Here is a 24865-nt window from a genome sequence, read left to right on the forward strand (position 1 = left end):
AGAAAAACTTTATCTCATTTGTCTAGGAATGGGAATCGAGGAAAAATTCATATACCCCAGTGGATTGAATATATCCGTTACGAAGGCGGCGGCCGGCACAGGCCAATTGTCCCAACGACGCACGACAGCTTTTCTTGTCGGCAACGCCGCGATCCCCAGCATAGAGAGGATTCACAGTGAGCAATCAATTTAGCGGCAAGAAGCTACTCGTTGTCGGCGGCACCAGCGGCATGGGCAAGGAAACGGCCCGGCTGGTGCTGGCGCAGGGCGGCAACGTGGTGATCGTGGGCAACCGCCCCGAGAAAACCGAGGAAGCGCGCAAGGAGCTGGCCGCGCTGGGCCAGGTGTCGGCGCTGACCGCGAACCTGACCAAGGACGAGGACGTGGCCGCGCTGCTGAAGGCCATCGACGAACAGCACCCCGACATCGACCTGCTGGTGAACGCTGCCGGCGTGTTCTTCCCCAAGCCCTTCCTGGAACACTCGGACGCCGACTATGACCAGTACATGAAGTTGAACAAGGCGTTCTTCTTCATCACCCAGAAGGTCGCCGGCAATCTTGCCGCCAAGGGCAAGCCGGGCGCCATCGTCAACATCGGCTCGATGTGGGCGAAGCAGGCCATCGCCGCCACCCCGTCTTCCGCCTATTCGATGGCCAAGGCAGGCCTGCACTCCCTGACCCAGCACCTGGCGATGGAGCTGGCTCCCAAGCACATCCGCGTCAACGCCGTGTCGCCAGCGGTGGTCGAAACCCCGATCTACGAGGGCTTCATTCCGAAAGCCGAAGTGCATGGCGCGATGCAAGGTTTCAACAGCTTCCATCCCATTGGCCGCGTCGGCACCCCGCAGGATGTCGCAGAGGCTGTGGTCTTCCTGCTCTCCGACAAGGCGGGCTGGGTGACTGGCGCGATCTGGGACGTGGACGGCGGCGTCATGGCTGGCCGCAATTGAGGCACGACGGGTAAGCATTGGCGCTTGCCCCTACCTGCGTTTGTTTCATCACCCTATCTAGGAGAAATGCACATGGTCTATCTGCAAATCACCCTCAAGATCGCCGACGCCAACCGCGCGGCCGCCGCCGGTGTCTACCAGAAGTACAAGGGCCCGTTCCTCGACACCATCGCCGGCGCGAAGTCGAAGGAATTGCTCGTGCGCGACGAAGACGTGCAGGTGCTGCACGGGTTCGACACCAAGGAGAACGCAAGCGCCTACCTGCAAAGCGAGCTGTTCACCGCCGACGTGGTGGCGGGTCTGAAGCCCCTGCTCGAAGCCGATCCCGACGTGCGCATCTACCAGGTTGCGTGATGCTCATCGTTGCCGGGTGTGCCCACCGCCCACCCGGCATTTTTTGACAAAGAAAGGTTGATCTCATGATGCAAGACTGGAACGCATACCGAGGCGCGCTGCAAGAGCGTGTGGGCGATTTCGCTGCGTTGGTCCCCGACGTGATGGAGGGCATGGCCAAGTTCAGTGAATTCGTCGCCAAGCCCGGGCACCTGGACCCCAAGGTTCACGAGCTGATCGCCCTGGCCGTCGCCGTGACCACGCGCTGCGATGGCTGCATCTCCGTGCACACGCAAAAGGCAGCGGAGTACGGTGCCACCAAGGAAGAGATCGCTGAAGCGCTTGGGGTCGCCATTGCCCTGAATGCCGGTGCAGCACTCGTCTATTCGGCGCGGGTACTCGATACCCACGCGCAACTGCCCAGCAAGTAAGCCATGCAGGCAACGACGGGTTGGCCCGCGATCCGGGCCAATTCGCGTTTCTGCTGCGACAGGAATATTCCCAATGCGCATCAACGCCGATTTCTCGCGCCGAGCCATCGTGACGCCCAGCCAGCATCAGTGGGTCGCTTCCCCCCAAGGAGGGGTCGAGCGCGTAATGCTGGACCGCGTGGGTGCGGAGAAAGCCCGGGCTACCAGCATCGTGCGCTACGCACCGGATTCCTGGTTCCCGCATCACCCGCATCCGGGTGGAGAGGAAATCCTCGTGCTGTCGGGGACCTTCTCCGAAGGTGACGCCCACTTCCCGGCAGGTTGGTACTTGCGCAACCCGCCTGGCTCCAGCCATCAGCCCTCTAGCGGCGAAGGCGCGCTGATCTTCGTCAAGCTCTGGCAGATGCAGCCGGACGACCGGCAGAGTGTGCGCATCGATACGCTGGACCCGGCCGCCTGGTCCCATCAGGATGGCCGCCAGGTCTGCCGGCTGTTCTCCAGTGCTGTTGAGCAGGTCAGCTTGCAGCGGTTGGCAGCGCATGAGGTGCTGCCGGCAGATCCCGACGGCGGCACCGAGCTGTTGGTACTGTCCGGCGAGATGATGGTGGATGACCAGCGCTGCGACAGCAGAAGCTGGATACGCCTGCCCGTGGGTGATCGTGCGCAGATCAGCGCCGGTGAACACGGTGCCACGGTCTATCTCAAGACCGGCCATCTGGCCGCGGCGGCGGTGGAGGTATAGCCATGCAGCATGCACGCATCGCCATCGTCGGTGGCGGCCTCAGCGGACTGTACGCGGCTGCGCTGCTTGAGGAGCGCGGCATCCACGACTACGTGGTGCTGGAGGCCCGAGGGACCTTCGGCGGCCGGATCGTTTCCTGGCCGGATGCTTCCAGAAACCATGACGATGGCACGGCCGAGAGGTCGATCATGGGGCGCTTCGACCTGGGTGCGACCTGGTACTGGCCGGCAATGCACCCGACCCTGCAGCAGCTCGTGCAACAGCTCGGCCTGGAGACCGTCCAGCAGCATGAAGACGGCCAGATGCTGATCGAGCGGTCCAGGGCGCATGCGCCAAGCCGTGTCGATGGCTTTACCTCCGCGCCGCCCGCGCTGCGCCTGGCTGGCGGCATGGGCGCGCTCGTGGACGCCATCCGCGCCCGCCTGCCTGCCGACCGGCTCGTGCACGGTCGCCAGGTGACGGGTCTGCGGCAGCATGACGATCGCATCGAGGTGCAAACCGACAACGCGCTCGGACAAGCCGCCTCCTACCACGTCGCGCATGTCCTGCTGGCGGTCCCGCCCAAGCTCGCCACCAGCACCATCGAGTTTACGCCGGCCCTGCCGGACGTGCTGCAGCGGCGATGGCAGGCATGTGGAACCTGGATGGCGCCCCATGCCAAGTACGTCGCTGTCTATGACGCGCCGTTCTGGCGTGAGCAAGGCCTGTCCGGCGAGGCGCGCAGCGCGGTCGGGCCGATGGGCGAGATCCACGACGCCTCGTCCAACCAGGGCGACGCCGCGCTGTTCGGGTTTCTGGGCGTGCCCGCCCAGGTGCGGCGCCAGACACCGGACGCGGTATTGCTTGCCCACTGTCGCGCCCAGTTCGTCCGGCTGTTCGGAGACAAGGCAGCGCGGCCGAAGGCGGAATTCTTGAAGGACTGGGCCGCCGACCCGTACACCGCGGTTGCCGGCGATGACAACCCGGACCTCAACCATCCGATTCCACCGCCCAGGAGTTCGACCGAGGGCCCTTGGCGAAACCGGATCGTCGGGATCGCCAGCGAATGGTCGCCCAACTTCCCCGGCTACGTGGCCGGAGCTATCGAGGCAGCACGCCTTGGGGTCGAAGCGTTGTGCGCCCCCAACACGGCGGCGTCCGTCCTGCATTGACAGAGGAAAGAAACAGCGATGTACGACTTCGACACCCTCATCGACCGGCGCACCACCAACTCCATGAAGTGGGAACATGGGCGAGCGTTCCTGACGCCCGAGCAACAAGCGGCCGATCCGCTGCCGATGTGGGTGGCCGATATGGATTTCCGGGTAGCTCCACCGATCCTCGACGCCCTGCGCAAACAGGTGGAGATGGGCGTGCTCGGCTACGGCGGCACACCGGACAGCTACCGTGAAGCCGCGGTGGACTGGCAAGCGCGCCGCTTCGGCTGGCAGGCCCGGCCCGAATGGCTGGTGCAGTCGCCGGGCGTCATCAGCGCGCTGAACATGGCGGTCCAGGCGTTCTCCCAGCCAGGCGACCACGTGCTGGTGCAGACGCCGGTCTATTTCCATTTCCTGCACGATGTCGTCAACAACGGCCGCCGCCTGGCCCTGGCACCGCTGACGCTGGATGCGGGCCGCTACCGCTTCGATCCCGAGGCGTTCGAGGCCGCCATCCAGCCGGGCACCCGGTTGTTCATCCTCTGCAATCCGCACAACCCGACCGGCAATGTATGGACGGCCGAAGAGTTGCTGGCGATGGCCACAATCTGCGAACGGCACGGCATCCTGATCGTCTCCGACGAGGTGCACCAGGATCTGGTGTTCGGCGAGGGGCGCTGTCATGTTCCGCTGGCGATGCTCGACGAAGAGATCGCATCGAACACCATCGTCTGCACGGCACCGAGCAAGACCTTCAACATCGCCGGGCTTTCCTGCGCCAACATCTTCATCCCCAATGAACGCCATCGGCAGCGGTACTGGACGCAGTGCGAGCGCAACGGCGTGTTCCTCGTCAACACGATGGGCACGGCGGCCTGTGAAGCGGCTTACCGGCACGGCGAACCATGGATGGACGCCATGCTCGACTACGTGCGCGGCAACCAGCGGCACTTCGCCGCGCAGGTCGAGGCCTTGGGGCTACCGCTGACCGTCACGCCCACCGACGCGCTCTACCTGGCCTGGGTGGACTTCCGCGCACTCGGGATGCCGCCGGCCGAGTTGCATGACTTCCTGCTGCGTCGCACGCGGCTCTGGCTGGACCCGGGGCACAAGTTCGGAGCGGCCGGCGAAGGTTTCATGCGCATCAACCTGGCTTGCCCGCGCAGCGTGGTCGATGAGGCATTGAGCCGCCTGGCCTCGGCCTTGCCCTGACGCCCTTGGCCTATTTCAACGATTTTTGGAGCGACCATGAAGACTACCTACCGCGCGATGCAAGTCACCCGGCCGGGCTTCCTTGAGCTGGTGGAGCGCCCGGCACCGCTGCCGGGTATCGGCGAGGTGCTGATCGAGGTCGAAGCCTGCGGCATCTGCGGTGCCGATGCCAGCGACATCGAGCGAGCCGATCCCGCACTGCAACCTCCGCGCGTACCGGGACACGAGGTGGTCGGCCGCATTGCCGCGCTCGGCGAGCACACCCCCTCGATCTGGAAGGTGGGACAGCGCGTGGGCGTGGGCCGCATGGGAGGACACTGCAATGAATGCGTGCAGTGCCGGCAGGGACGCTTCCAGCTTTGCCTGAACCAGCCCATCACAGGAGCGAGCCGCGACGGTGGCTACGCCGAAATGATGCTGGCGCGGGCCACCGGGCTGGTATCGATCCCGGACGAACTCGATGCCGAGGAAGCCGCGCCGATTCTGTGCGCCGGCATTGCGACCTTCAACGCGCTCAAGAAATGCGGCGCGCAGGCCGGCGACACGGTGGCCGTCCTGGGCATCGGCGGCCTGGGGCACATGGCATTGCAGTACGCGCGTCGCATGGGATTCAAGGTCATCGCCATTGGCCGGGGCAGCGACATCGCGCAAGATGCACTGAAGCTGGGTGCCCACCTCTACATCGACACCAACGAGGAGGACGCGACCGCCCGGCTCAAGAGCCTGGGCGGCGCACAGGCCATCGTGACCATGATCGACCATGCCGAAACGGTATCGGGGCTACTGGCCGGTCTGGCACCCGAGGGGCGACTGGTGGTGCTCAACCCGAGCAAGCAGCCCCTGCAAGTGCCCGCCGGCCTGCTGGTCGGCGGCCAGCGCAGCATCCTCGGCTCGATCACCGGCACGCCCTACGAGAACGAGAAGACATTGAACTTCAGCGTCCTGGCAGACGTGCGACCCTGGATCGAAACCATGCCTCTGGAAAAGGCCTACGACGCCTATCAGCGGATGAAATCCGGCGACGTGAAGTTCCGCATGGTGTTGACCATGAACCGCCCAGATTGAATTTGACCAATCCAGCCCTGCGCGCAGGGCTTCCGAGCGAAAGCCAGAACTTATGACAGATAACGGTACAGCCTCCATCGGAGGCGCTTCGGACGAACTGCCCGAGAAAGTGCAGAGCGGAAACATCTGGCGCCTTTCCATCGCGCAGGCGCTGGCGGGGGCCAACTCGACCGTGCTTTACGCCACCGGGGCAATCGTCGGCGACATGCTCGCGCCGGTTCCCGTGTTGGCTACCTTGCCCATCTCGATCTTCGTGGTGGGCATGGCCGCGTGCATCTTGCCTGCGGGAGCGATAGCCCGGCGTCACGGGCGTCGCACAGCCTTCCTCGTGGGAACCGGGGCCGGCGTGCTGACTGGGCTGCTGGGCATGCTCGCGGTCATCATCGGCTCGTTCTGGCTGTTCTGCCTGGCAACCTTCCTGGGTGGCGGCTACGCCGCCGTAGTGCTGACCTTCCGATTCGCGGCGGCTGACGGCGTGGCACCGGATCGGCGTGCGCGTGCGCTATCGCTCGTCATGGCGGGCGGCGTTGCGGCCGGAGTCGTGGGGCCGCAGCTCGTGAACTACACGATGAACATGTGGCCGCCCTACATGTTTGCGGCCACCTTCCTCGCACAAGGCGCTGTCGCAGCGGTGTCGGCGCTCATCCTGCTGGGGGTTCGGTTGCCGATGCCCACGGCGGCCGAGGTGGCCGGAGGCAGGCCGCTGGCGGTGATTGCGCGACAACCGCGCTTCGTTGCGGCGGCCATCACCGGCGCGGTGACCTACATGCTGATGAACTTCCTGATGACGGCCGCGCCGCTGGCGATGCACATGTGCGGCCATTCGCAGGAATCGGCCAACCAGGGAATTCAATGGCACGTCATCGCCATGTACGGGCCGAGCTTCTTTACCGGAAGCCTGATCAAACGCTTCGGCGCGGGCCGCGTGGCAACCGTGGGTCTGCTGCTGACCGGGCTCTCCGCTGCCGTGGGCCTTGCAGGTATCGACGTCGCCCATTTCTGGGCAACGCTGATCCTGCTGGGCCTGGGGTGGAACTTCGGCTTTCTGGGAGCATCCGCGATGGTCCTGGAATGCCACCGCCCCGAGGAAAAGACACGGGTTCAATCCCTCAACGATTTCATCGTCTTTGGATTGATGGCCGTAGGCTCCTTCTTGTCCGGTGGATTGCTCAGTACCTATGGCTGGACCACGGTACTCTGGGTGTCTTTCATTCCTCTGGCATTGGCCGTGCTGTCGCTGGCGGTCGCCTTGAGGAGGAAACCCGTATCTCTCGCTGGCTAAGGACGCTCTAGTCGCTCAGCGGCAGGAACATTTCACTGATCCTGATGGAGAGTTCCTGTCCCGCCCGACGTCCTCAGCGTGCTCGTGAGCCCTTCTTTGATGCAGGAGTGCGCCGTCGGCGTTGCACTGCCCCCGTGCGCGCCTCGGGTTCTCCATCGTTGTCGTCCGGCTGCTCAAGGGTATGCAGGATGGGGCAGTCAGGCCGGTCATCGCCCGCGCAGCAACTGATCAGCGTCTTAAGCGTCTCGGCCATCTGCAACATGCTCTCGATGCGTCGCTCAAGGTCCTCGATGTGCTCTTGGGCCAGGCGCTTGACGTCGCTGCTCTGGCGCGACTTGTTGTTCCAAAGGCCCAGCAGGTCCCTGATCTCGGCGACCGAGAATCCGAGATCACGCGCGCGCCGGATGAAATGCAGCCGGTGCACATCGGACTGCGTGTAGGCGCGGTAGCCCGCGTCGGTTCGGTTCGCCGGCGGGATCAGGCCGATTTCCTCGTAGTAGCGGATCATCTTGGCCGAGACCTTCGATGCCGTGGACGCTTCACCGATGTTCATGGTCGTCCTCCTTTCTCAGTGTGAAGCCGCGGAGGCCGTATCCAGCGGCGGCTGGAAGCGGCGCAGGCGCAGTGCGTTGCCGAGCACGAACACGCTCGACATGCCCATGGCCGCAGCGGCGAATACCGGCGACAGCAGCACGCCCCAGGCCGGGTACAACGCCCCGGCGGCCACGGGGATCAGCGCCGTGTTGTAGGCGAAGGCCCAGAACAGGTTCTGGCGGATGTTGCCGATGGTGGCCTTGGACAGCGCGATGGCATTGGGCACGCCCTGCAGGTTGCCGGACATCAGCACCACGTCGGCCGATTCCACTGCCACATCGGTGCCGGTGCCGATCGCCAGACCCACGTCGGCCTCGGCCAGCGCAGGCGCATCGTTGATGCCGTCGCCCACATAGGCGATCTGGCCGTGGGTGGCCTTCAGCCGGCGCACCGCCTCGACCTTGCCCTCGGGCAGCACCTCGGCCACCACCTCGTCGATGCCCAATTGCCTGGCGATGGCCTGCGCCGTGCGCGCGTTGTCGCCGGTGATCATCGCCACCTTCAGGCCGAGCTGGTGCAGGGCCGCGATGGCGGCGGGCGTGCTGGACTTGATCGGATCGGCAACCGCGATGATGGCGGCCAGCCGGCCGTCGATGGCGGCATACAGAGGCGACTTGCCTTCGTTGCCCAGCCGCTCGGCCGTTCCGGCGAAGCCGCCGACGTCCAAACCCAATTCGCGCATGAAGCGATCGGCACCCACTTCGACACGAACCCCATCCACGGTGGCGCGCACCCCCATGCCGGTGACCGAATCGAAATCGGCCATGGTCGGCAGCGTGGTGCCTCCCTCCGTCGCAGATTCGACGATGGCCCGGGCGATCGGGTGCTCGGAACGCGATTCCACGGCAGCGACCTGCATGAGTACCTGCCTGCGGTCGAAGCCGGGCGCGATCTCCAGGTCGGTGAGCACCGGGCGGCCTTCGGTGAGCGTGCCGGTCTTGTCCACCGCGACCACCTTGGCGTCCCGAAGCAACTGTAGCGCCTCGCCCTTGCGGAACAGCACGCCCATTTCCGCGCCCCGGCCGGTGCCGACCATGATTGACGTGGGCGTGGCCAGCCCCATGGCGCAGGGGCAGGCAATGATCAGCACGGCCACCGCGTTGACCAGTGCGAAGGTCAGCGCCGGGGACGGCCCGAAGATGAGCCAGGCCAAGAAGGTCAGCGTCGCTGCCAGCATCACCGCCGGCACGAACCACAGTGTCACCTTGTCCACCACGGCCTGGATCGGCAGCTTGGAGCTTTGCGCCTGTTCGACCAAGCGGATGATCTGCGCGAGCATCGTCTGACCACCCACGGCGGTGGCGCGCAGCGTCAGCGCCCCCTTCTGGTTGACGGTGCCGCCGACCACCGTGCTGCCGATCGTCTTCTCGACGGGGATCGGCTCGCCGGTGATCATCGACTCGTCCACGAAGCTGCGGCCGTCGGTCACTTCGCCATCGACCGGCACCCGTTCGCCAGGACGCACCTCCACCATGTCGCCCAACGCCACATCCTGGATCGGGATATCCACCGCGCGGCCATCGCGCAGCACGTGCGCTTCCTTGGCCTGCAGCTTGACCAGCCGCTTGATGGCCTCCGAGGTGCGGCCTTTGGCGCGCGCCTCCAGGAACCGCCCGAGCAGGATCAGCGCCACGATGACCGCGGCTGCTTCGTAGTAGACGTTGACCGTTCCCGCCGGCAGCAGGTTGGGAAGGAAGGTAGCCACCACCGAGTAGCCGAACGCCGCGGCCGTGCCGACCGCGACCAGCGAATTCATGTCCGGCCCCAGGCGCATCAGGGCCGGGAAGCCTTTCGTGTAGAAGCGCCGTCCAGGGAAGGCCAGCACCAGCGCCGTCAGCACGAACTGCAGATACCAGCTCTGCTGGATGCCGATGGTGGACTTGATCCAATGGTGCACCCCGGGGACCAGGTGCGAGCCCATTTCGAGCACGAACACCGGCAGCGCCAGCACGGCGGCCAGGATCAGGTCGCGCTTGAGTCCGGCCCGTTCGGCGTCTTTCTTCTCCGCAGCCTCGTCGTCGGCCTGGGCGCTGTTATCGACAGCCCTGGCTTCGTAGCCGGCTTTCTGGACCGCGGCCACCAAGGCATCCATCGAGGCCGTTCCGCGCACGGTGGCGCGCTCGGTCGCAAGGTTAACGGCAGCCTCTGCAACGCCGGGCACCGCCTTAAGTGCCTTTTCGACACGGCCCACGCACGAGGCGCAGGTCATGCCCTCGACCGCCAGCTCCACGACGCTGGCAGGCACCTCGTAGCCCACCTTCTCCACGGCCTGGATCAGCGCCGCGCGATCCACCGGGCCGGCCAGGCGGATCTCCGCTTTCTCGGTGGCAAGGTTGACGGACACGCTGTCCACGCCCTCGACCTTGGTCAGGGCAGCCTCCACGCGGCCGACACAGCTCGCGCAGGTCATGCCCTCGATGGGCAGACTGATAGGGGCTAACGCGGCCCGGCTATCTGAGATGCTTGGCATGCTCATGGTTTACTTTCCACAGTTGAAGTTCGACATGGGCATAGCTTGCGGCTTACCATCGTGGGAAGGTAAAGCACTATGTTGCAGATGGGCACCGTTCCCTGTCGATGGCCGCAGCTTCGTCGGTCCCGGGAAGGCAGGGACGACCTTCCAAGGATAGGAGTCTCCGAGAAATGACCAAAAGCAAGAAATCAACCGACAGTCCCCGCAGTAGCATCGATCTGGCATCGCTGTCCGGCAACGACGTGACCATCCTGGCCGAGACGTTCCGGCTGCTGGGCGATCCGTCGCGGCTGCGCATCCTGCTGTTCTGCATGAAAGGGCCGTCCGCGGTGGGCGACATCGCGGAAAGCCTCGAACTCTCGCAATCGCTGGTGAGCCACCATCTGCGCCTGCTGCGCGGGGCTCGCCTGGTCAAAGGCGTGCGCCAAGCCAAGCAGATCTTCTACGAAGTGGCGGACAAGCACGTGAGCCACGTGCTGCTGGATATGGCCATCCACATCGCCGAAGACCACGGCGACGAATAGCCGGGCGCGACGCCAGGTCGGTCATGCCAAACAGCGGCCCGTCGAGGGTCGCTGTTGCCCAACCCCAAGCCTTATGCCCCGGATACCGCCGCCACGTTGCGAGCGAGCTTGATTCATATAGTTCATATGAACATATGTTCATGTGTTATATTTTCTTGCATCGTCAATCCAAGCGGCCGAGGCCCCCGATGTCCCACTCCCACTCTCATCATGGTCACAGTCATGACCACGACCATTCGCACGCGCCGACCGTCACCAGCACGAACGAGCGCAAGGTGCTGCTGTCCTTCGTCCTGATCTTCACCTTCATGGTGGTGGAGGCGCTCGGCGGAGCCTTCTCTGGCTCCCTCGCCCTGATGGCCGATGCAGGCCACATGCTGACCGATGCGGCGGCGTTGGCCCTGGCCTATGCCGCATTCCGGTTCGGCCGGCGCGCTGCCGACAGCAAGCGCACCTTCGGCTATCTACGCTTCGAGGTGATCGCCGGATTCGTGAACGCCGTGACGCTGTTCGCCATCGTGGGCTGGATCGCATACGAAGCCTGGCAGCGCTTCTTCGCGCCGCCTGAAATCCTGGCCGGCCCCATGCTGATCGTGGCCATCGTCGGCCTGCTGGTCAATTTCCTGGTGTTGTGGATCATGACGCGCGGCGAGACCGACCACGTCAACGTCAAGGGGGTCATCCTGCATGTAATGGGCGACCTGCTGGGCTCGGTGGGCGCGATCGTCGCTGCGATCGTGGTCTATTACACGGGCTGGACGCCCATCGATCCCATCCTCTCGGTGGCCGTGGCAGCACTGATCCTGCGCAGTGCCTGGAAGCTGTTGGCCAAGTCGCTGCACATCCTGCTGGAAGGCGCGCCCGAGGACGCTTCTCCAGAGAAGGTGGAGCGTGGATTGCTGGGCGCCGTGCCCGGCTTGGCGGCCGTCAGCCATGTCCATGTGTGGCAGCTCACCTCCGGCCGGACGATGGCAACGCTGCACATCCGTCCGCAGAGCGACGATGAAGCCAAGGCGGTGGTCAAGCTCGTCAACAAGGCACTACGCGAGCAGTTCAACATCCAGCACGCCACCGTTGCGATCGACTGGAACTCGGAGGTGGACGAGAACGCCTGCAATCTGCGCCAGAGTCCGGGGCGGCACGACCACGACCACGACCACGATCACCCGGCGTTCGGTCACCGGCATTGAAGCAATGCAAGGAAAACCACGGTTTGGGCGGGGACGATGTCCCGCCTGGCCGCAGTGACGCATGACCGTGTTTCCACGCCCCCGTTGACATTCCAACGATGGCAAGGCCGACCATCGCAGGGCGTCGCCAGGCATCGCCGAAATCCGGCCGATTGAGGTGAACGGGTCGATTCGACACGCCCGCACTCGAAATCCTTCCCGTTCGTTGAACCGAACCTGTGGCGTCGCACCACCAGGATCGGCATGCAAGAACAGCAAATCACCTCAAAGAGCCCGTACCGTCCCGCCGTTGCGATGTTCGCCGTCGGATGGGGAGCGAACATGTTCGCCCCGATGCTCCTCGTCTACGCGAAGGTCCTCAGCGGTACCGCCATCGCCGTGGTGTTCGCCGCCTACTGGCTCGGGCTCTTTCCGTCCTTGCTCTTCGGTGCGCGGCTGTCGGACCGTTGGGGGCGACGCAACCTGATGCGGGCGGTGATCCTCGTGTCGATCGTCGGCTCCGGCGTGCTGCTATTCGCCGGCAGCTCCTTCGGGCTGCTCGCCCTCGGCAGAGTGATCGTCGGCCTTGCTGCCGGCGCTGCCTTTGGTCCAGGAACGGTGTGGCTCAGCGAGTTGAACGACCGCTCCGGCTCCCGACGGTCGGCCCCCATCCTGACGGCGGTCGCGCTTACCAGCGGCTTCGCACTGGGGCCGCTGGTGTCGGGCGGACTGGCTCAATGGCTGATCCTCCCTGCAGCGCTTCCGTATCTCGTCCATATCGGACTGATGCTTTGTGTCGCTCCGATCGTCTGGTCCGCCCCGGAGACCGCGCCGCGCACGTCGGCGAAGAACCGGCCGACAATCGGCGCGGCGCTTCGGAACCCGCTATTTCTTCGCCTGGTGCTTCCCACCGCTCCCTGGGTGTTCGGAAGCATAGCCGCAGCCATTGTCGTGCTCCCGCAGACCGCGGATCTCGGGGAGGCCGGCATTGCCGCAACGGGGGCCGTAGCCGCCTTGACCTTGCTGAGCGGCGTCCTGGTGCAGCCGGTCGCTTCGCGGCTGGCGCTACGCCAGGGACTCGGCACCGCATTCGTCGGCGGCCTGGTGCTTCTGTGCCTCGGCATGATCGCCGGTGCGGGAATGGAATTTACTCGGTACACGCCTCTGTTGTTCCCCGCGGCTGTGCTTCTGGGTTGCGCCTACGGGTTCCTGCTCACCGCTGGCCTGCGGGCAATCCCGCTCATCGCTCGAATTGAAGACCGCTCGCTGCTCACCGGCATCTTCTACGTGCTCGCATACAGCGGATTCTTCTGGCCCATCCTCGTCAACGTCCTTGCGCCCGCGATCCCGAAGACTGCGATGTTCGCTCTCTCGGCAGCCGTTGGCCTTGCCACCGTGATCCCCGTGCGCAAGCAGCGGATCGGATGATCCGAAACCATTGCATATCGTGCCGCAGGTCACTTCTGGACCAGCGACGCGCGGCATCTGGCGGCATGGATTACCGAGAAAAAATACCCCTTGACCTTCCCACCGTGACAAGGCCCACAGTGCCAGTTCCCTACCAGTAACTCCATTGGAGAAATCTCATGATCAGTTTTGAAGTCAAGGACATGACCTGCGGGCACTGCGTCAGCATGATCACGAAGGCGCTGAAGGCAGCGGATCAGGATGCCAAGTTCACCATCGATCAAAGCCAGAGCCTGGTGCAAATCGAATCGAGTAGCGCTGATCCGAAGGAACTCCAGGACGCCATCGCCGATGCGGGTTATACCCCCGTCCTGATCGAACAAAACCGCGCCGCCGCATCGGCTTCGGCGAAGACCTGCTGCGGCGGCGGCAAGTGACACCGCTTGACCGTCATCAGGCTCGCCGACTCCTCGGCGGCGCTGCGCAGCGGGCCTAGACCACCTGTGAACGATAGGGGTCTGGAGATGGAAGCCCATCGCATCAAGCGGAGGCAAATTCCGGCATCGTATTTTGGGGTCGTCCTTGGAGTCGCCGGCCTGGGACAGGCCTGGCGCTCCGCTGTGCAGCTCTGGCATTTGCCTTCTGCCATTGGCGAAGCCCTGCTCGCGATGGCCGGACTGATCTGGGCTGCGCTCATCATCGGCTACGTCTGGCAGTCGATTCGGAATTTCGAGGCGGCAAAGGCCGAGTTCCTGCATCCGGTCCAGGGTGGAACGCCCGCACTGATCGCGGTTTCCACCTTGCTCATCGCCATCGCGGTGATCCCGTATTCCATGGCCCTTGCGTGGCTCCTGACGATCGGCGGCATTGCCTGGAATATCGGCTTCGCGCTTTGGCACACCGGCACGCTCTGGCAAGGCGGGAGGAACTCGGAGGACATGCTTCCGACCTTGTACCTGCCCACGGTCGCAGGAAATCTCACCACGGCGGCCGCGCTGGGCGCGCTAGGCAGCGCTGATTGGGGATGGATTTTCCTGGGCGCGGGATTCTTCTCGTGGCTGGCCCTCGAATCCCTGGTCATCCATCGCCTATGGCACTCGACATCGATACCGGCGCCGCAACGTCCGCTGATTGGTATTCAATTCGCGCCACCCGTCGTTTGCGCCATGGCCTGGCTGGCCCTGTCTCCCGGCAGCACGGACCACTGGCTTCTCATGCTGTGGGGCTATGGCCTTTTCCAGCTATTGCTTGGCCTGCGCCTTGGCCTTTGGTTGGGCGTGCAGCCCTTCATCCCCGCCTACTGGGCCTATACGTTCGGTGTGGCCGCTGCAACCGTCAGCGGCCTGAAGCTGGCACAGGCCGGCATCCATTCGGCACAGGTTCTGGCCGTGCCGGTTTTCGTCGGCGCCAACGTGTTCATCGGCTACCTGGTCATACGGACGGTCCACCTGCTCATTACAAGCAAGGACACACCGCAACGGGCTACCGGGGGACAGCGATGAAGATGGCCGGCGGTCCAGCCCCCCAGGCACGGCTTTATTTTCGCTTAATCGGACCAGCCCAGCATCCGGCTTTTGGCCAGTTCTCTTTCACCACGCGAGGAAACGAAAAATGAAAACAACAGTCTTTTCCCTCCTTCTTGCAGTACTGGCTTTTTTCGCCTCCCCAACGAACGGCTTTGCCCAAGGCCCGCAGATGCCCGACATCAACAAGATGCCGGACATCGTAATTCCCTATGAAGGCACCTCCACCAAGTTCGCGCTGATGGTTTCGGACGTGCTGCACTTCAAGGCCGCGGTGTTGACCGCCAAGCAAATGGACGTGAAGAAGAAAGGACTGACCTTTGAAATCGTGGCCGTAGGCGCGGTGGTCAAGGATCTTGCAAACGACCATTCACTGGCCGAGTGGTTTGCAAAAAGCGAGGACTACGGTGCCAAGATCGTTGTCTGCGAGAACGCGATGGCCGTGTTCGGGGTCACGAAGGACCAACTGGACAAGAGACTGAGCACAACCCGAAGCGGAACCATCCATCTGCTTGAGCTTAAGGACAAGGGATACAACACCTTGCACATCTAGTTCCTATTGAACTGGGCACGGATGTTTGCCGGGAAACCGCTTTCGTTCACTTTTTCGGCTTGGTGGGCCCGGCAAATATCCGGGCTCGCGGCTGTGCAATTCACTTCGCCAAGCCATTACTTCAGGAGAACCCTATCCATGTCCATGAAAGAACTGATACGCAAATATGCAAGCCTGCTCATTGCGGGCTTTATCGCCGCAGGAGCTGCTGCCAGCGCGTCCGCCGAATCGGCACCAGCGTCCAGTGCTGGAACGAAATCGTTTGTGCTGCAGCAGATAAGGAACGCGACGATCAAGATCGACTACGGCGACGTCAGGTTTCTGGTCGATCCGATGCTGGCGAAAAAAGGCTCATATCCCGCGGCACCGGGAAGCTTCAACAGCGAAATCCGCAACCCTACCGTAGACCTTCCCATACCCCTTGAAAAAGTGATCGACGTGGATGCGGTAATCGTCACGCATCTGCACTTCGATCATTGGGACAACGAGGCCAAAGAACGCATCCCGAAAGACATGCCGATCTTTGCGCAGAACGATGAGGATGCCAGGACGATCCGAGGCTCCGGCTTTCGGGACGTGCGCGTCTTGAATGAGGCAACCGAATTCAAGGGAGTCCGCCTGATCAAGACAAGCGGCCAGCATGGCAGCGACGCTGCAATGGCCGTCCGCGGGAAACTTCTGGGCACGGTGTCTGGCGTGGTCTTCCAGCGCCCAGGCTTCAAGTCGCTCTACGTGGCTGGCGATACCGTCTGGAATACCCACGTCCAGGACGCTCTCGCCACATACCGCCCGGACGTCATCGTCCTGAACGCGGGCTATGTGCGATTCAACGATATCGATGGCGCCATCATCATGGGCAAAGAGGATCTATATCGAGTGAATCAAGCCGCCCCTGGCGCTTATATCGTGGCGGTGCACTTGGAATCCCTGAACCATGCGACGCAAAGCCGGCAGGAACTGAAGGATTACATCAAGGAGAAATCGCTCGACCCTCAGCGAGTCCTCGTTCCCGATGATGGCGAAAGCTACAGCTTCTGAATGGCCCTTTCACCAGACCGACAGTGGTATCGGAGCAGTCCCGACCCTGGAGATACCCCCCGCATGAAACGACGTCATTTTCTGATTGCCGCTGCGATGGTGCCCTTGGCGCCGCTGGCCAATAGCGTTTCCGCCCAAGAGGCTTTCAAAGCGGGCAAGGATTTCCTGGAGCTGGACAAACCCGTGCCGGTCGATGCGCCGCCTGGCAAGGTGGAGGTCATTGAGTTCTTCTCGTACAACTGTCCGCACTGCGCTGCCTTCGAGCCGCAGCTCGAAATCTGGACGAGGCAACTTCCCTCCATCGCATCCTTCCGGCGCGTTCCTGTGCCCTTTGTAGGCAGTGACGTGGAAGCCAAACAGCGCATGTACTACGCACTGCAGGCTCTGGGCAAAGAGGACGAATTCCGACCCAGGATCTTCCGGGCCATCCATCAAGAGCACCAACGCCTGTTCGGCGACGATGCCATCTTAGCTTGGGCCGACAAGCAACCTGGACTGGACGGCAAGAAGTTCGCCGAGGCGTATCACTCGTTCTCGACCATGACCAGAGCCAAACGCGCAACGCAGACGACCAGTGATTTCAAGGTGGCGGGTGTGCCGGCGCTAGGCATCGCCGGACGTTGGTACGCGGACGGAGAAACCGCCGGCAGCCCCGAGCGCGCGCTTCAGGTAACCAGTTTCCTGATTCGGGAAGCAAGCCGGGCGTGAGGATTGCCCGGTACTGCTCAGGAGACGGGGCCGGTGCTGCCTTGCAGCGCAAGGCCCGCCGCCCGCCATTCGGGCACGCCCCCCGCCAGTGGCGTGGCCTGCATCCCGTGAGCCTGCAAGATGCTCACGGCCTGCATGGATAGCACACAGTACGGACCGCGGCAGTAGGCCACGACCTCCGTATCCCGGGACAGTTCACCGATCCTGTCGGCCAGTTGCTCCAGCGGGATATTGATCGCGCCCGGCAAATGAGCCTGCGCGAACTCCTCATCGCCGCGAATGTCCAGCAGCACCACGGCCCCTTCATCCATGCGATCAAGCAGGCCGTCGATCGAGACCGATTCCATCTCCTGGGGCCGTTGACGGCTATCGGCGATGGCCTCGCGGATGCGGGAATGCTGGAACTCCACGTAGTCATGCAGCGCCACGACCACCGAGGCCAACGGTCCCGGCCCGAGGCGATAGAGCATGTGCTTGCCATCGCGCCGCGTCTGCACGCAGCCAGCACGCTTCAGGTGCTGAAGGTGCTGAGAGGCGTTCGCCACCGTGATCCCGGTCAACTCGGCCAGTTTCTCGACCGACCTTTCCCCTCGCACGATCTGCTCCAGCAGCGCCAGGCGATGCGGATGCCCCAAGGTCTTGGCGACTTCGGCCAATGGGTCCAGACGGCTGCTGCCGTCGATGTGGGCGGGCGGGTTCATTGACGCCACGATACCATCGCACTATCATTCAATCAAATAATTGAACGTATATTGCAAAGCATATCCCCGCCCGCGCACGACTGCCGCAACCGGCAGCCATCCCTCCCATCCGCTGCTCAACCAAGCCTCTCTGCTTGCAGCGATCCGCACTGGCTGCGCCAGTGACTCCTTTCCAACTTCAGGACCCCCCATGCTTCAAGAGCTGAACAACGACAATTTCGATACGACGCTCGGCCAGGTGCCCGGCGTCTATGCCGTCCGCTTCTGGGCCGAATGGTGCGGCCCGTGCAGGGTGATGTCCCCGATCTTCAAGGACGTCGCCCGCGACATGCAGGATCGCGCGCACTTCGGCGAGGTCGATATCGACCAGGCCCCGGAATTGGCTGGCCGCTTCGGCGTGCAGAGCATCCCAACGGTGGTGCTGTTCAAGGATGGCCAGGTGATCGACCGGATGACCGGCGCAGCGCCCAAGCCCAACGTCCTTCGCTTCATCAACAACCACCTCGATTGAACCGGACGGTGCGACCGCTCGGCATCACCGCGTCGGCCGTAGCGCACCTGCAGCCCCCCGACCGCCCATAGAGAACAACACCAATGACCCATGTAAGAGTGAAACCTTGGCAGGACGGCGATAACGCTCCCCCCGAGCTTCTGGAAAACATGCAAGCCCGTCGCCCGAACGGCGAGCTGATCGGTATCGATCGCGTCTTGCTCAAGAGCTTTCCCCTGGCGACCGGCTGGAACGGTTTGCTCGGTCGCGTGCGGGCAGAGTTTGAGCTGCCCCTCGAATACCGAGAACTCATCATGTGCCGCGTTGCCGTGCTCAACCGGGCCGAATTCGAGTGGAATGTCCACAAGCCCGCCTACCTGCAGGCCGGGGGCACGCCAGAAAAATGCGATGCGATGCGCGCCGACGGTATCGCTTCGCTTTTCGACGGCAAGGAGCGAGCGCTGCTGGAACTGACGGACCAGTCCACCCGCAACGTCGAAGTCGATGCTGCCGTCATCGAGAAGCTCAAGGCCTTCTTCGGAGAGCAGCAGACGGTAGAGGCGGTCGCGACGGTCGCCGCCTACAACATGGTGTCCCGCTTCTTGGTCGCCCTTGCGATCTGAGCATGCCGACCCGCCTTCCAATTGATCAACCGACACTCATCATGACCATGGCAACACACCATCAGCTCATCATTCTCGGCTCCGGGCCGGCCGGCTGGACCGCCGCGGTCTACGCCGCCCGTGCCAACCTCAAGCCATTGGTTCTCACCGGCCTGCAAATGGGCGGCCAGCTCATGACCACCACCGAGGTGGACAACTGGCCGGGCGATGCCCATGGGCTGATGGGGCCGGACCTGATGACGCGCATGCAGGCCCATGCCGAGCGCTTCGAGACCGAGGTGGTATTCGACCACATCCACACCGCCGATCTGTCCAAGCGCCCGTTCACCCTGACCGGCGACAGCGCGCAGTACACCTGCGACGCGCTGATCATCGCCACCGGCGCCACCGCCAAGTACCTGGGCATTCCGTCCGAGGAGGCGTTCAAGGGCCGCGGCGTCTCGGCCTGCGCCACCTGCGACGGCTTCTTCTACAAGGACCAGGACGTGATCGTGGTCGGCGGCGGCAACACCGCGGTCGAGGAGGCCCTGTACCTGTCCAACATCGCCCGCAAGGTCTACCTGGTGCACCGCCGCGACACCCTGCGCGCGGAGAAGATCATGCAGGACAAGCTGTTCGCCAAGGTCGCCGCCGGCAAGGTCGAGACCGTCTGGCACCACGAGGTGGACGAGGTGCTGGGCAACGACATGGGCGTGACCGGGGTGCGGGTGAAGTCCACCCTGGACGGCAGCACCCGCGACATCGACGCCCACGGCTTCTTCGTCGCTATCGGCCACAGCCCGAACACCGAGCTGTTCAAGGGCCAGTTGGCGATGAACAACGGCTACCTGGAAATCCGTTCCGGCTTGGGCGGCAACGCCACCCAGACCTCGGTGGAAGGCGTGTTCGCCGCCGGCGACGTGGCCGACCAGCACTACCGTCAGGCCATTACCTCGGCCGGCTTCGGCTGCATGGCGGCACTGGACGCGGAGCGATTCCTCGACTCGGCCGTTGTCCGATAAGGAACGCGCCATGGCCGGATGGAGAGGCAGGCGATCAACCCCTTGCATCGAGGCATCGAGCCTCTATCCAGGGAAAGTGCTGTCCCTCGGTGCGTTTGTTCCCGGCAGGGAAATCTCCGCGATCAGGCCGCCTCCATCCCTTGGCCTCAATTCAAGACTGCCACCGAAACGCGCCGCAATCGCACGCACGATCGAAATGCCCAGGCCTGACCCATCCTTGCTGTTCCGGCCCTGGTCGCCACGCCAAAAGCGCTGGCCGATTTGCGCTGCCTGCTCGGTAGTGAGGCCAGGGCCACGGTCCGATACAGTGATCAAGCACCGCGGCGCATCCTGTTCCAAGAGCACGCTGACATCGATCACGGCATCTTGGGGCGAATAGCGCATCGCATTGTCAACCAGGTTGCGAACCGCCGTTTCCAGCATCGACCTGGGCACTGGAGTTCCGATGCTTTCGCCGTTGACGGTCAGCGACAGGCGCTTGCCTTCGTCGGCGTTCCATTGCCCCAGCACGCCACGGACACAATCGGCCACGCAGGTGCAGCCGTCCGCTTTATCGGCAGGTGCCTCGGCACGGGCCAGGGTCATCATCTGGTCCAGCGTGCGCCGCAGTCGCTTCACCCCTTCCTCTGCACTGGAAAGCGAGGACGCCACCTCGTCGCCCTCGCTGATCCTGGCTACCTGCAGGTGCGTGTCGATTACGGTCAGCGGCGTGCGCAGTTCGTGCGCCGCGGCATCGGTGAATGCCCGTTGGCTGGAGAGCGCCCGTGCCAAGCGCCTGAGAAGCCCATTCATCGCATCCAGAACCGGACGCAGTTCGGAGGGCGAGTGGTTGACGGCGATCGGGGATGTATCGTCCGCATGCTTGTCGCGCAACTGCTGTGAAAGCGCCTTCAGCGGGGACAGCCCCCGGCCGATGCCGATCCAAAGCGCAGCCAAGCCGCCGAGGAAGGCGATCACGAACGGTACGCCAGCCACGCTCAGCAATTCGTTGATCAGCATGTCCCGCTGATCCACGCGATCGGCCGTAGTGATCTGATAGCCATCGGCACGAAGAACGTAGACCCGCCACTGGTGCCCCAGAACCTCCCGCGTACTGAAGCCTGTCGGCAGCGACTCAAATTCCGAATGAGGTCCAGTGGTCGTGCGTGCCAGGATCTCCCCACGCAGGGATCGAATTTCGCATGCGATGCCTTCCTTGCCGCTGACGCGCACGGCCTCGGTGAAGTCGGTGGAGGCCGAGTTGGGGGCCAGTGCCGCGCGTTCAAGAAGCCCCGACACCATGCGTGCCGACATGGCAAGGCGACCGTCGAGCGTTCGGTCGAGATTGGAATGAACGCCGCGCATCATCCAGCCCGCGGCAGCGCTCCACAGAACCAGCAGCGAAATGCCGGCGATCAGAACGGCGCGAAGGCGCAGGCTCATGACGTAAGCCTCCAGCCCAGCCGATAACCGAGTCCGCGAACCGTCTCGATCGCCTCGGCCCCGAGCTTGCGGCGGATGTTGTGGATATGCACGTTGAGCGCATTGCTGCCGATTTCTTCCCCGAGTCCGTACAGGCGTTCGTTAAGCATGTCGGGGGGCACCCACCGGCCATCGGCGTTGGCGAGATGGGCCAGCAAATCGACTTCGCGGCGCGACAAGGTGACGGCCTCGCCCTGGAACCAGGCCAGCCCGCTCTCCGGCTCCAATCGCAAAGGGCCGGCCGAGATGACCTGGGCAGCGCGACCTTGCGTGCGCCTGACCAGCGCGTGCAACCGGGCCGCGAGTTCCCGCAGGTCGAACGGCTTGACCATGTAGTCGTCGGCACCGTCATGCAGCCCCTTGAGCCTGTGCTCGATGGCGTCGCGTGCGGTGAGGATCAAGACGGGCAACTGCGGTTCGACCGCCCGCATGCTGGCCAGCAATTCCATGCCATCCCGGTCGGGCAGACCGAGATCGAGTACCAAGGCATGAAAGGTTTCTTCTGCGTGCACGGTTTCCGCGTCCTGTGCCGTGAGGACATGCTGGACGGAAATGCCGTGCTTTCGCAAACCGGCGACGATTCCCTTGCCGATCAACTCGTCATCCTCTACCAGCAGTACCCGCATTTCCGCTTCACCTTGCCTCGATCAAATGCTCATGGTAGGACAGAAATCCCTTTCACGTCAGCGAAAAGATAGGCCCTCACGGCACTTTAGTTTCGCTTAATCGAGCGAGCGCATCCTTCAAGCAGCTTTGCTTGGAGGATTCGGATTTGGCTTTTTATCGGCGCATAGTTGCGATCTTTCTACTGTGTTGTTGCATGGTCGGCAGCGCCTGGGCGAATGGCCTTCTTCCCTCCTGGGGCAGTAGCGAACGGCAGTTTTTGGACGTTGCCGAAGTATTCAAGCTGGACCCAGCGCAGCAACAAGGCGACTCGTTCTTAATTGCAGGACATATCGCCGATGGCTACTACGTTTACCGCCATGCCATCAAATTGGTCGATGCGCGGGGCCATGAGATCAGCCTGACCCTTCCAGCAGGAACTGCCAAGCACGACGAGTTCTTTGGCGACACGGAAATCTATAAGGGTGATGCGCTCAATCTGCGCTTTCCCGTCACTGCCGCCGGCCCGCTGACACTCCATTGGCAAGGGTGCGCCGAAGCAGGCATCTGCTATCCGCCGCAGACCGTGAACCTGGCACTGCCGGAAGTGGCAGCAGGCACATCTACCGCAGGCAATGGCTCCACACACGAGAGCCCAACCGCGGCACCCGCCAGCCAAGGCAGCGTGGCGGGGGCGACCGAGATCGCCGAGGATCAAGCGGCAGCGCAGCGGCTTGCCGCACTCGGCCCCGTATGGGGAACGCTGCTGTTCTTCGGCTTCGGGTTGCTGTTGGCCTTCACGCCATGCTCGCTGCCGATGATCCCCATCGTCTCCTCCATGGTCGTAGGCAGCCAAGCCAAGCCGCGACGGGCCTTCTTCCTCTCGCTGTCCTATGTCGTGGCAATGGCGGGCACCTACGCGGTGGTGGGTGTGGCCGCTGGCATGGCCGGTGCCAACCTGCAGGCCACCCTGCAATCGCCTTGGCTGCTGGGAGCGTTCGCGGCCCTGTTCCTCGTCCTGGCGAGTTCGTTGTTCGGCCTGTTCGAGCTGCAGATGCCTTCGGCCCTGGTCAATCGTGTCGAGTCTGCCGGCAGAGACCGCTCGGGCGGCAGCATCCCCGGCGCTGCAGCACTGGGCTTCCTCTCGGCGCTCCTGGTCGGCCCCTGCATGACCGCGCCATTGGCGGGTGCATTGCTGTACATCGGACAGACCGGCAGCGCGGTCTATGGCGGAATGGCATTGTTCGCGCTGGGTTTGGGCATGGGATTGCCCCTGTTGGCCATCGCCGTGTTCGGTGCCCGGGTCCTACCTCGCCCGGGCGCATGGATGGATCGCGTGCGCGTGGCATTCGGCTACGTCATGGTCGGCATGGCCGTGATGATGCTAACGCGCTTCCTGCCCGGCACCGTGGGCCTGGTGCTTTGGGGGGCCTGGGTCTTGTCCGTGGCGATTGGCCTGATCGCCTGGGGTCAGGCCGTGGCGGCGAAGCATCGGCTGGCATGGACGCTGCGGTCCGGTGCTGTCTTCGCCGGCTTGTGGTCCGTCCTGATGCTGGTCGGCGCTGCATCCGGGGGCGAATCCGCTTTGCAGCCGTTGGCGCATCTGCGCGGTGGATCGACTTCGGCCGCATCCGCTGAGGCTGGTGTCGCTTTCGTCCAGGCGAAATCGGTCGAGGACGTGGATGCGCATTTGGCCCAGGCGGCTTCGCGCGACCAATGGACCCTGATCGACTTCTACGCCGACTGGTGCGTCAGTTGTCATGTGATCGAGCGCAACGTATTCGGAGACCCCGCTGTCGCGTCCCGGCTGGCGCGCATGCAGGTGGTGCGGCCGGACGTCACGCGCAATGATGCAACCGACCAGGCTCTGCTCAAGCGCTGGGGCGTCATGGGACCGCCCACACTCATTCTGGTTGGCCCGGACGGCAAGGAACGCCGGGATCTGCGCGTGGTGGGTGAGATCGATGCTCGCACCTTCCTGGATCATCTGGACAAGGCGGGCTCCTGATGATCAGCGTGGGGCCTTTCTCCGTCCAGGTCGTGGCTGTCTTCGCTGCCGTGCTGCTGGCCTGGGCAGTAGCTCGCATGGTTGCCAAGCGACTGCCCGACTCGCCGTACAAGGCGGCCGGCGGAATGCTTATGGACGCGGTGTTCCTGGGATTTGTAGCAGCTCGCCTGGGCTATATCGCGCAGTGGTGGGACGAGTACGCGCAGTCGCCAATGTCCATGTTCTTCATCGGCGACCAAGGCTTCACCTGGTGGATAGGTGTCGCGGCAACGCTGGTGTTCATCTGGTGGCGCACCCGTTCGACCCGGGCATTGCGCCGCCCTGTACTGGTAGGTGTTACAGCCGGACTTTTGGCGTGGTTTGCCGCAGGTGGCGTGCTTGAGCTGTTGCAGCGCTCGGCACCGCCGCTGCCAGCCTTGGCGCTCGCCACGCTCGACGAAAAGCCTGTTGTCCTGAACTCCTATATCGGACGGCCAGTCGTGCTCAACCTCTGGGCTTCATGGTGTCCGCCATGCCGTCGCGAAATGCCGGTGTTCGAGCAGGCGCAAGCGCAGTATCCCGAGATCGCTTTCGTCATGGTCAACCAGGGTGAAAGCGCCCAGCAGGCGCGTGCTTTTCTCGAAGCCCAAGGCCTGCAGCTCAAGGATGTGTTGCTCGACCCGGCTTCCCAAACCATGCAGGCGGTTGCTTCGCGAGGCCTGCCCACCACGTTGTTCTTCAATGAGCACGGACGCCTGGTGGATACGCACCTGGGCGAACTCTCGATGGCCAGCCTCAAAAACACGGTGTCGCGCCGTTTCGCGCAATCCCAACAGATCAAGACAGAAAAGGAATAACC

Annotated in this window: 26 protein-coding genes; 21 read left to right on the plus strand and 5 right to left on the minus strand. The window is 63.6% G+C overall.

The window, feature by feature from the left end:
- Positions 1 to 176: 176 nt before the first annotated feature.
- The 8 genes from MIC98_RS12790 to MIC98_RS12825 all read left to right on the plus strand — a co-directional run bounded on the left by MIC98_RS12790 (position 177) and on the right by MIC98_RS12825 (position 7151).
- The gene (locus MIC98_RS12790) at positions 177 to 950 is read left to right on the plus strand and encodes an SDR family oxidoreductase (protein WP_011804727.1); all 774 of its coding nucleotides are present in this window, start codon (positions 177 to 179) and stop codon (positions 948 to 950) included.
- A gap of 72 nt (positions 951 to 1022) precedes the next feature.
- Entirely contained in the window at positions 1023 to 1304 is a 282-nt protein-coding gene (locus MIC98_RS12795) for a hypothetical protein (RefSeq protein WP_041836231.1), read from the plus strand.
- A 68-nt stretch (positions 1305 to 1372) separates the two neighbouring features.
- Positions 1373 to 1714: a carboxymuconolactone decarboxylase family protein gene (locus MIC98_RS12800; protein ID WP_206540221.1), complete on the plus strand. Its 342-nt coding sequence runs from the start codon at positions 1373 to 1375 to the stop codon at positions 1712 to 1714.
- A gap of 73 nt (positions 1715 to 1787) precedes the next feature.
- The gene (locus tag MIC98_RS12805; RefSeq protein ID WP_046934841.1) at positions 1788 to 2456 is read left to right on the plus strand and encodes a cupin domain-containing protein; all 669 of its coding nucleotides are present in this window, start codon (positions 1788 to 1790) and stop codon (positions 2454 to 2456) included.
- A gap of 2 nt (positions 2457 to 2458) precedes the next feature.
- The gene (locus MIC98_RS12810; protein WP_011347522.1) at positions 2459 to 3607 is read left to right on the plus strand and encodes an FAD-dependent oxidoreductase; all 1149 of its coding nucleotides are present in this window, start codon (positions 2459 to 2461) and stop codon (positions 3605 to 3607) included.
- An 18-nt stretch (positions 3608 to 3625) separates the two neighbouring features.
- On the plus strand, positions 3626 to 4804 hold the full coding sequence (locus MIC98_RS12815) for a MalY/PatB family protein (RefSeq protein ID WP_239737403.1): 1179 nt from the start codon (positions 3626 to 3628) through the stop codon (positions 4802 to 4804).
- 36 nt (positions 4805 to 4840) lie between these two features.
- The gene (locus MIC98_RS12820) at positions 4841 to 5869 is read left to right on the plus strand and encodes an alcohol dehydrogenase (protein WP_011347524.1); all 1029 of its coding nucleotides are present in this window, start codon (positions 4841 to 4843) and stop codon (positions 5867 to 5869) included.
- 52 nt (positions 5870 to 5921) lie between these two features.
- Entirely contained in the window at positions 5922 to 7151 is a 1230-nt protein-coding gene (locus tag MIC98_RS12825) for an MFS transporter (protein ID WP_011347525.1), read from the plus strand.
- 73 nt (positions 7152 to 7224) lie between these two features.
- Here the strand turns inward: MIC98_RS12825 and cueR are convergent, their stop codons facing one another.
- Both cueR and MIC98_RS12835 read right to left on the minus strand, forming a co-directional pair.
- Positions 7225 to 7704, minus strand: coding sequence for a Cu(I)-responsive transcriptional regulator (gene cueR, locus MIC98_RS12830; protein ID WP_011347526.1), 480 nt, complete (start codon positions 7702 to 7704; stop codon positions 7225 to 7227).
- A 15-nt stretch (positions 7705 to 7719) separates the two neighbouring features.
- Positions 7720 to 10221 (minus strand): heavy metal translocating P-type ATPase, encoded by a 2502-nt coding sequence (locus tag MIC98_RS12835; protein WP_011347527.1) that lies wholly within the window; start codon positions 10219 to 10221, stop codon positions 7720 to 7722.
- Between the two features lie 167 nt (positions 10222 to 10388).
- Between MIC98_RS12835 and MIC98_RS12840 the strand changes: the two genes are divergently transcribed.
- The 8 genes from MIC98_RS12840 to MIC98_RS12875 all read left to right on the plus strand — a co-directional run bounded on the left by MIC98_RS12840 (position 10389) and on the right by MIC98_RS12875 (position 17140).
- On the plus strand, positions 10389 to 10742 hold the full coding sequence (locus MIC98_RS12840) for a metalloregulator ArsR/SmtB family transcription factor (RefSeq protein WP_011347528.1): 354 nt from the start codon (positions 10389 to 10391) through the stop codon (positions 10740 to 10742).
- A 188-nt stretch (positions 10743 to 10930) separates the two neighbouring features.
- Positions 10931 to 11932 (plus strand): cation diffusion facilitator family transporter, encoded by a 1002-nt coding sequence (locus MIC98_RS12845; protein ID WP_011347529.1) that lies wholly within the window; start codon positions 10931 to 10933, stop codon positions 11930 to 11932.
- A gap of 243 nt (positions 11933 to 12175) precedes the next feature.
- On the plus strand, positions 12176 to 13339 hold the full coding sequence (locus tag MIC98_RS12850) for an MFS transporter (RefSeq protein WP_200143507.1): 1164 nt from the start codon (positions 12176 to 12178) through the stop codon (positions 13337 to 13339).
- A gap of 158 nt (positions 13340 to 13497) precedes the next feature.
- Positions 13498 to 13755 (plus strand): heavy-metal-associated domain-containing protein, encoded by a 258-nt coding sequence (locus MIC98_RS12855; protein ID WP_011347516.1) that lies wholly within the window; start codon positions 13498 to 13500, stop codon positions 13753 to 13755.
- 6 nt (positions 13756 to 13761) lie between these two features.
- The gene (gene tehA, locus MIC98_RS12860; RefSeq protein ID WP_239737404.1) at positions 13762 to 14820 is read left to right on the plus strand and encodes a dicarboxylate transporter/tellurite-resistance protein TehA; all 1059 of its coding nucleotides are present in this window, start codon (positions 13762 to 13764) and stop codon (positions 14818 to 14820) included.
- 109 nt (positions 14821 to 14929) lie between these two features.
- Positions 14930 to 15394, plus strand: a complete 465-nt coding sequence (locus MIC98_RS12865; RefSeq protein ID WP_011347514.1) for a DsrE family protein — start codon at positions 14930 to 14932, stop codon at positions 15392 to 15394.
- 138 nt (positions 15395 to 15532) lie between these two features.
- The gene (locus tag MIC98_RS12870) at positions 15533 to 16432 is read left to right on the plus strand and encodes an MBL fold metallo-hydrolase (RefSeq protein ID WP_011347513.1); all 900 of its coding nucleotides are present in this window, start codon (positions 15533 to 15535) and stop codon (positions 16430 to 16432) included.
- A gap of 63 nt (positions 16433 to 16495) precedes the next feature.
- Positions 16496 to 17140 carry a thiol:disulfide interchange protein DsbA/DsbL gene (locus MIC98_RS12875; protein WP_011347512.1) on the plus strand — a complete coding sequence of 215 codons (645 nt, stop codon included), beginning with the start codon at positions 16496 to 16498 and terminating at the stop codon, positions 17138 to 17140.
- Positions 17141 to 17157: 17 nt separating this feature from the next.
- Here MIC98_RS12875 and MIC98_RS12880 read toward each other — a convergent pair whose 3' ends face one another.
- Positions 17158 to 17841 carry a metalloregulator ArsR/SmtB family transcription factor gene (locus MIC98_RS12880; RefSeq protein WP_011347511.1) on the minus strand — a complete coding sequence of 228 codons (684 nt, stop codon included), beginning with the start codon at positions 17839 to 17841 and terminating at the stop codon, positions 17158 to 17160.
- Between the two features lie 190 nt (positions 17842 to 18031).
- Between MIC98_RS12880 and trxA the strand changes: the two genes are divergently transcribed.
- The 3 genes from trxA (at position 18032) to trxB (ending at position 19955) form a co-directional block, all read left to right on the plus strand.
- Positions 18032 to 18352 (plus strand): thioredoxin, encoded by a 321-nt coding sequence (trxA, locus tag MIC98_RS12885; RefSeq protein ID WP_011347510.1) that lies wholly within the window; start codon positions 18032 to 18034, stop codon positions 18350 to 18352.
- Between the two features lie 83 nt (positions 18353 to 18435).
- Positions 18436 to 18954 (plus strand): carboxymuconolactone decarboxylase family protein, encoded by a 519-nt coding sequence (locus MIC98_RS12890; RefSeq protein WP_011804723.1) that lies wholly within the window; start codon positions 18436 to 18438, stop codon positions 18952 to 18954.
- 41 nt (positions 18955 to 18995) lie between these two features.
- Entirely contained in the window at positions 18996 to 19955 is a 960-nt protein-coding gene (gene trxB, locus MIC98_RS12895) for a thioredoxin-disulfide reductase (protein ID WP_011347508.1), read from the plus strand.
- Positions 19956 to 20018: 63 nt separating this feature from the next.
- Here trxB and MIC98_RS12900 read toward each other — a convergent pair whose 3' ends face one another.
- Entirely contained in the window at positions 20019 to 21377 is a 1359-nt protein-coding gene (locus tag MIC98_RS12900) for an ATP-binding protein (protein WP_011347507.1), read from the minus strand.
- Positions 21374 to 22042, minus strand: a complete 669-nt coding sequence (locus MIC98_RS12905) for a response regulator transcription factor (RefSeq protein ID WP_011347506.1) — start codon at positions 22040 to 22042, stop codon at positions 21374 to 21376. Before MIC98_RS12905 ends, MIC98_RS12900 begins: the two co-directional genes overlap by 4 nt.
- A 131-nt stretch (positions 22043 to 22173) precedes the next feature.
- Here MIC98_RS12905 and dsbD point away from each other — a divergent pair, with 131 nt between their 5' ends.
- Together dsbD and MIC98_RS12915 are read left to right on the plus strand one after the other, a co-directional pair.
- Complete coding sequence (gene dsbD / locus MIC98_RS12910) at positions 22174 to 24027, plus strand: protein-disulfide reductase DsbD (RefSeq protein WP_228903360.1); 1854 nt, start codon at positions 22174 to 22176, stop codon at positions 24025 to 24027.
- Entirely contained in the window at positions 24027 to 24863 is an 837-nt protein-coding gene (locus MIC98_RS12915) for a TlpA disulfide reductase family protein (RefSeq protein ID WP_011347504.1), read from the plus strand. The genes dsbD and MIC98_RS12915 overlap by 1 nt, the downstream gene beginning before the upstream one ends.
- Positions 24864 to 24865 lie beyond the last annotated feature (2 nt).

Origin of the sequence: Stenotrophomonas sp. NLF4-10 (genome assembly GCF_022359915.1) — a bacterium.
Lineage (GTDB): Bacteria > Pseudomonadota > Gammaproteobacteria > Xanthomonadales > Xanthomonadaceae > Stenotrophomonas > Stenotrophomonas daejeonensis.

What these genes read in the sequence shown, in the direction of transcription:
- MIC98_RS12870 (WP_011347513.1), top strand. Translation starts at nt 15,533, where the DNA reads ATGTCCATGAAAGAACTGATACGCAAATATGCAAGCCTGCTCATTGCG.
- trxB (WP_011347508.1), top strand. Translation starts at nt 18,996, where the DNA reads ATGACCATGGCAACACACCATCAGCTCATCATTCTCGGCTCCGGGCCG.
- MIC98_RS12880 (WP_011347511.1), bottom strand. Translation starts at nt 17,841, where the DNA reads ATGAACCCGCCCGCCCACATCGACGGCAGCAGCCGTCTGGACCCATTG.
- MIC98_RS12855 (WP_011347516.1), top strand. Translation starts at nt 13,498, where the DNA reads ATGATCAGTTTTGAAGTCAAGGACATGACCTGCGGGCACTGCGTCAGC.
- cueR (WP_011347526.1), bottom strand. Translation starts at nt 7,704, where the DNA reads ATGAACATCGGTGAAGCGTCCACGGCATCGAAGGTCTCGGCCAAGATG.
- MIC98_RS12900 (WP_011347507.1), bottom strand. Translation starts at nt 21,377, where the DNA reads ATGAGCCTGCGCCTTCGCGCCGTTCTGATCGCCGGCATTTCGCTGCTG.
- MIC98_RS12805 (WP_046934841.1), top strand. Translation starts at nt 1,788, where the DNA reads ATGCGCATCAACGCCGATTTCTCGCGCCGAGCCATCGTGACGCCCAGC.
- MIC98_RS12835 (WP_011347527.1), bottom strand. Translation starts at nt 10,221, where the DNA reads ATGAGCATGCCAAGCATCTCAGATAGCCGGGCCGCGTTAGCCCCTATC.
- MIC98_RS12795 (WP_041836231.1), top strand. Translation starts at nt 1,023, where the DNA reads ATGGTCTATCTGCAAATCACCCTCAAGATCGCCGACGCCAACCGCGCG.
- MIC98_RS12845 (WP_011347529.1), top strand. Translation starts at nt 10,931, where the DNA reads ATGTCCCACTCCCACTCTCATCATGGTCACAGTCATGACCACGACCAT.
- MIC98_RS12810 (WP_011347522.1), top strand. Translation starts at nt 2,459, where the DNA reads ATGCAGCATGCACGCATCGCCATCGTCGGTGGCGGCCTCAGCGGACTG.
- MIC98_RS12825 (WP_011347525.1), top strand. Translation starts at nt 5,922, where the DNA reads ATGACAGATAACGGTACAGCCTCCATCGGAGGCGCTTCGGACGAACTG.
- MIC98_RS12850 (WP_200143507.1), top strand. Translation starts at nt 12,176, where the DNA reads ATGCAAGAACAGCAAATCACCTCAAAGAGCCCGTACCGTCCCGCCGTT.
- MIC98_RS12875 (WP_011347512.1), top strand. Translation starts at nt 16,496, where the DNA reads ATGAAACGACGTCATTTTCTGATTGCCGCTGCGATGGTGCCCTTGGCG.
- MIC98_RS12905 (WP_011347506.1), bottom strand. Translation starts at nt 22,042, where the DNA reads ATGCGGGTACTGCTGGTAGAGGATGACGAGTTGATCGGCAAGGGAATC.
- MIC98_RS12890 (WP_011804723.1), top strand. Translation starts at nt 18,436, where the DNA reads ATGACCCATGTAAGAGTGAAACCTTGGCAGGACGGCGATAACGCTCCC.
- MIC98_RS12800 (WP_206540221.1), top strand. Translation starts at nt 1,373, where the DNA reads ATGCAAGACTGGAACGCATACCGAGGCGCGCTGCAAGAGCGTGTGGGC.
- MIC98_RS12865 (WP_011347514.1), top strand. Translation starts at nt 14,930, where the DNA reads ATGAAAACAACAGTCTTTTCCCTCCTTCTTGCAGTACTGGCTTTTTTC.
- MIC98_RS12915 (WP_011347504.1), top strand. Translation starts at nt 24,027, where the DNA reads ATGATCAGCGTGGGGCCTTTCTCCGTCCAGGTCGTGGCTGTCTTCGCT.
- MIC98_RS12815 (WP_239737403.1), top strand. Translation starts at nt 3,626, where the DNA reads ATGTACGACTTCGACACCCTCATCGACCGGCGCACCACCAACTCCATG.
- MIC98_RS12820 (WP_011347524.1), top strand. Translation starts at nt 4,841, where the DNA reads ATGAAGACTACCTACCGCGCGATGCAAGTCACCCGGCCGGGCTTCCTT.
- trxA (WP_011347510.1), top strand. Translation starts at nt 18,032, where the DNA reads ATGCTTCAAGAGCTGAACAACGACAATTTCGATACGACGCTCGGCCAG.
- MIC98_RS12840 (WP_011347528.1), top strand. Translation starts at nt 10,389, where the DNA reads ATGACCAAAAGCAAGAAATCAACCGACAGTCCCCGCAGTAGCATCGAT.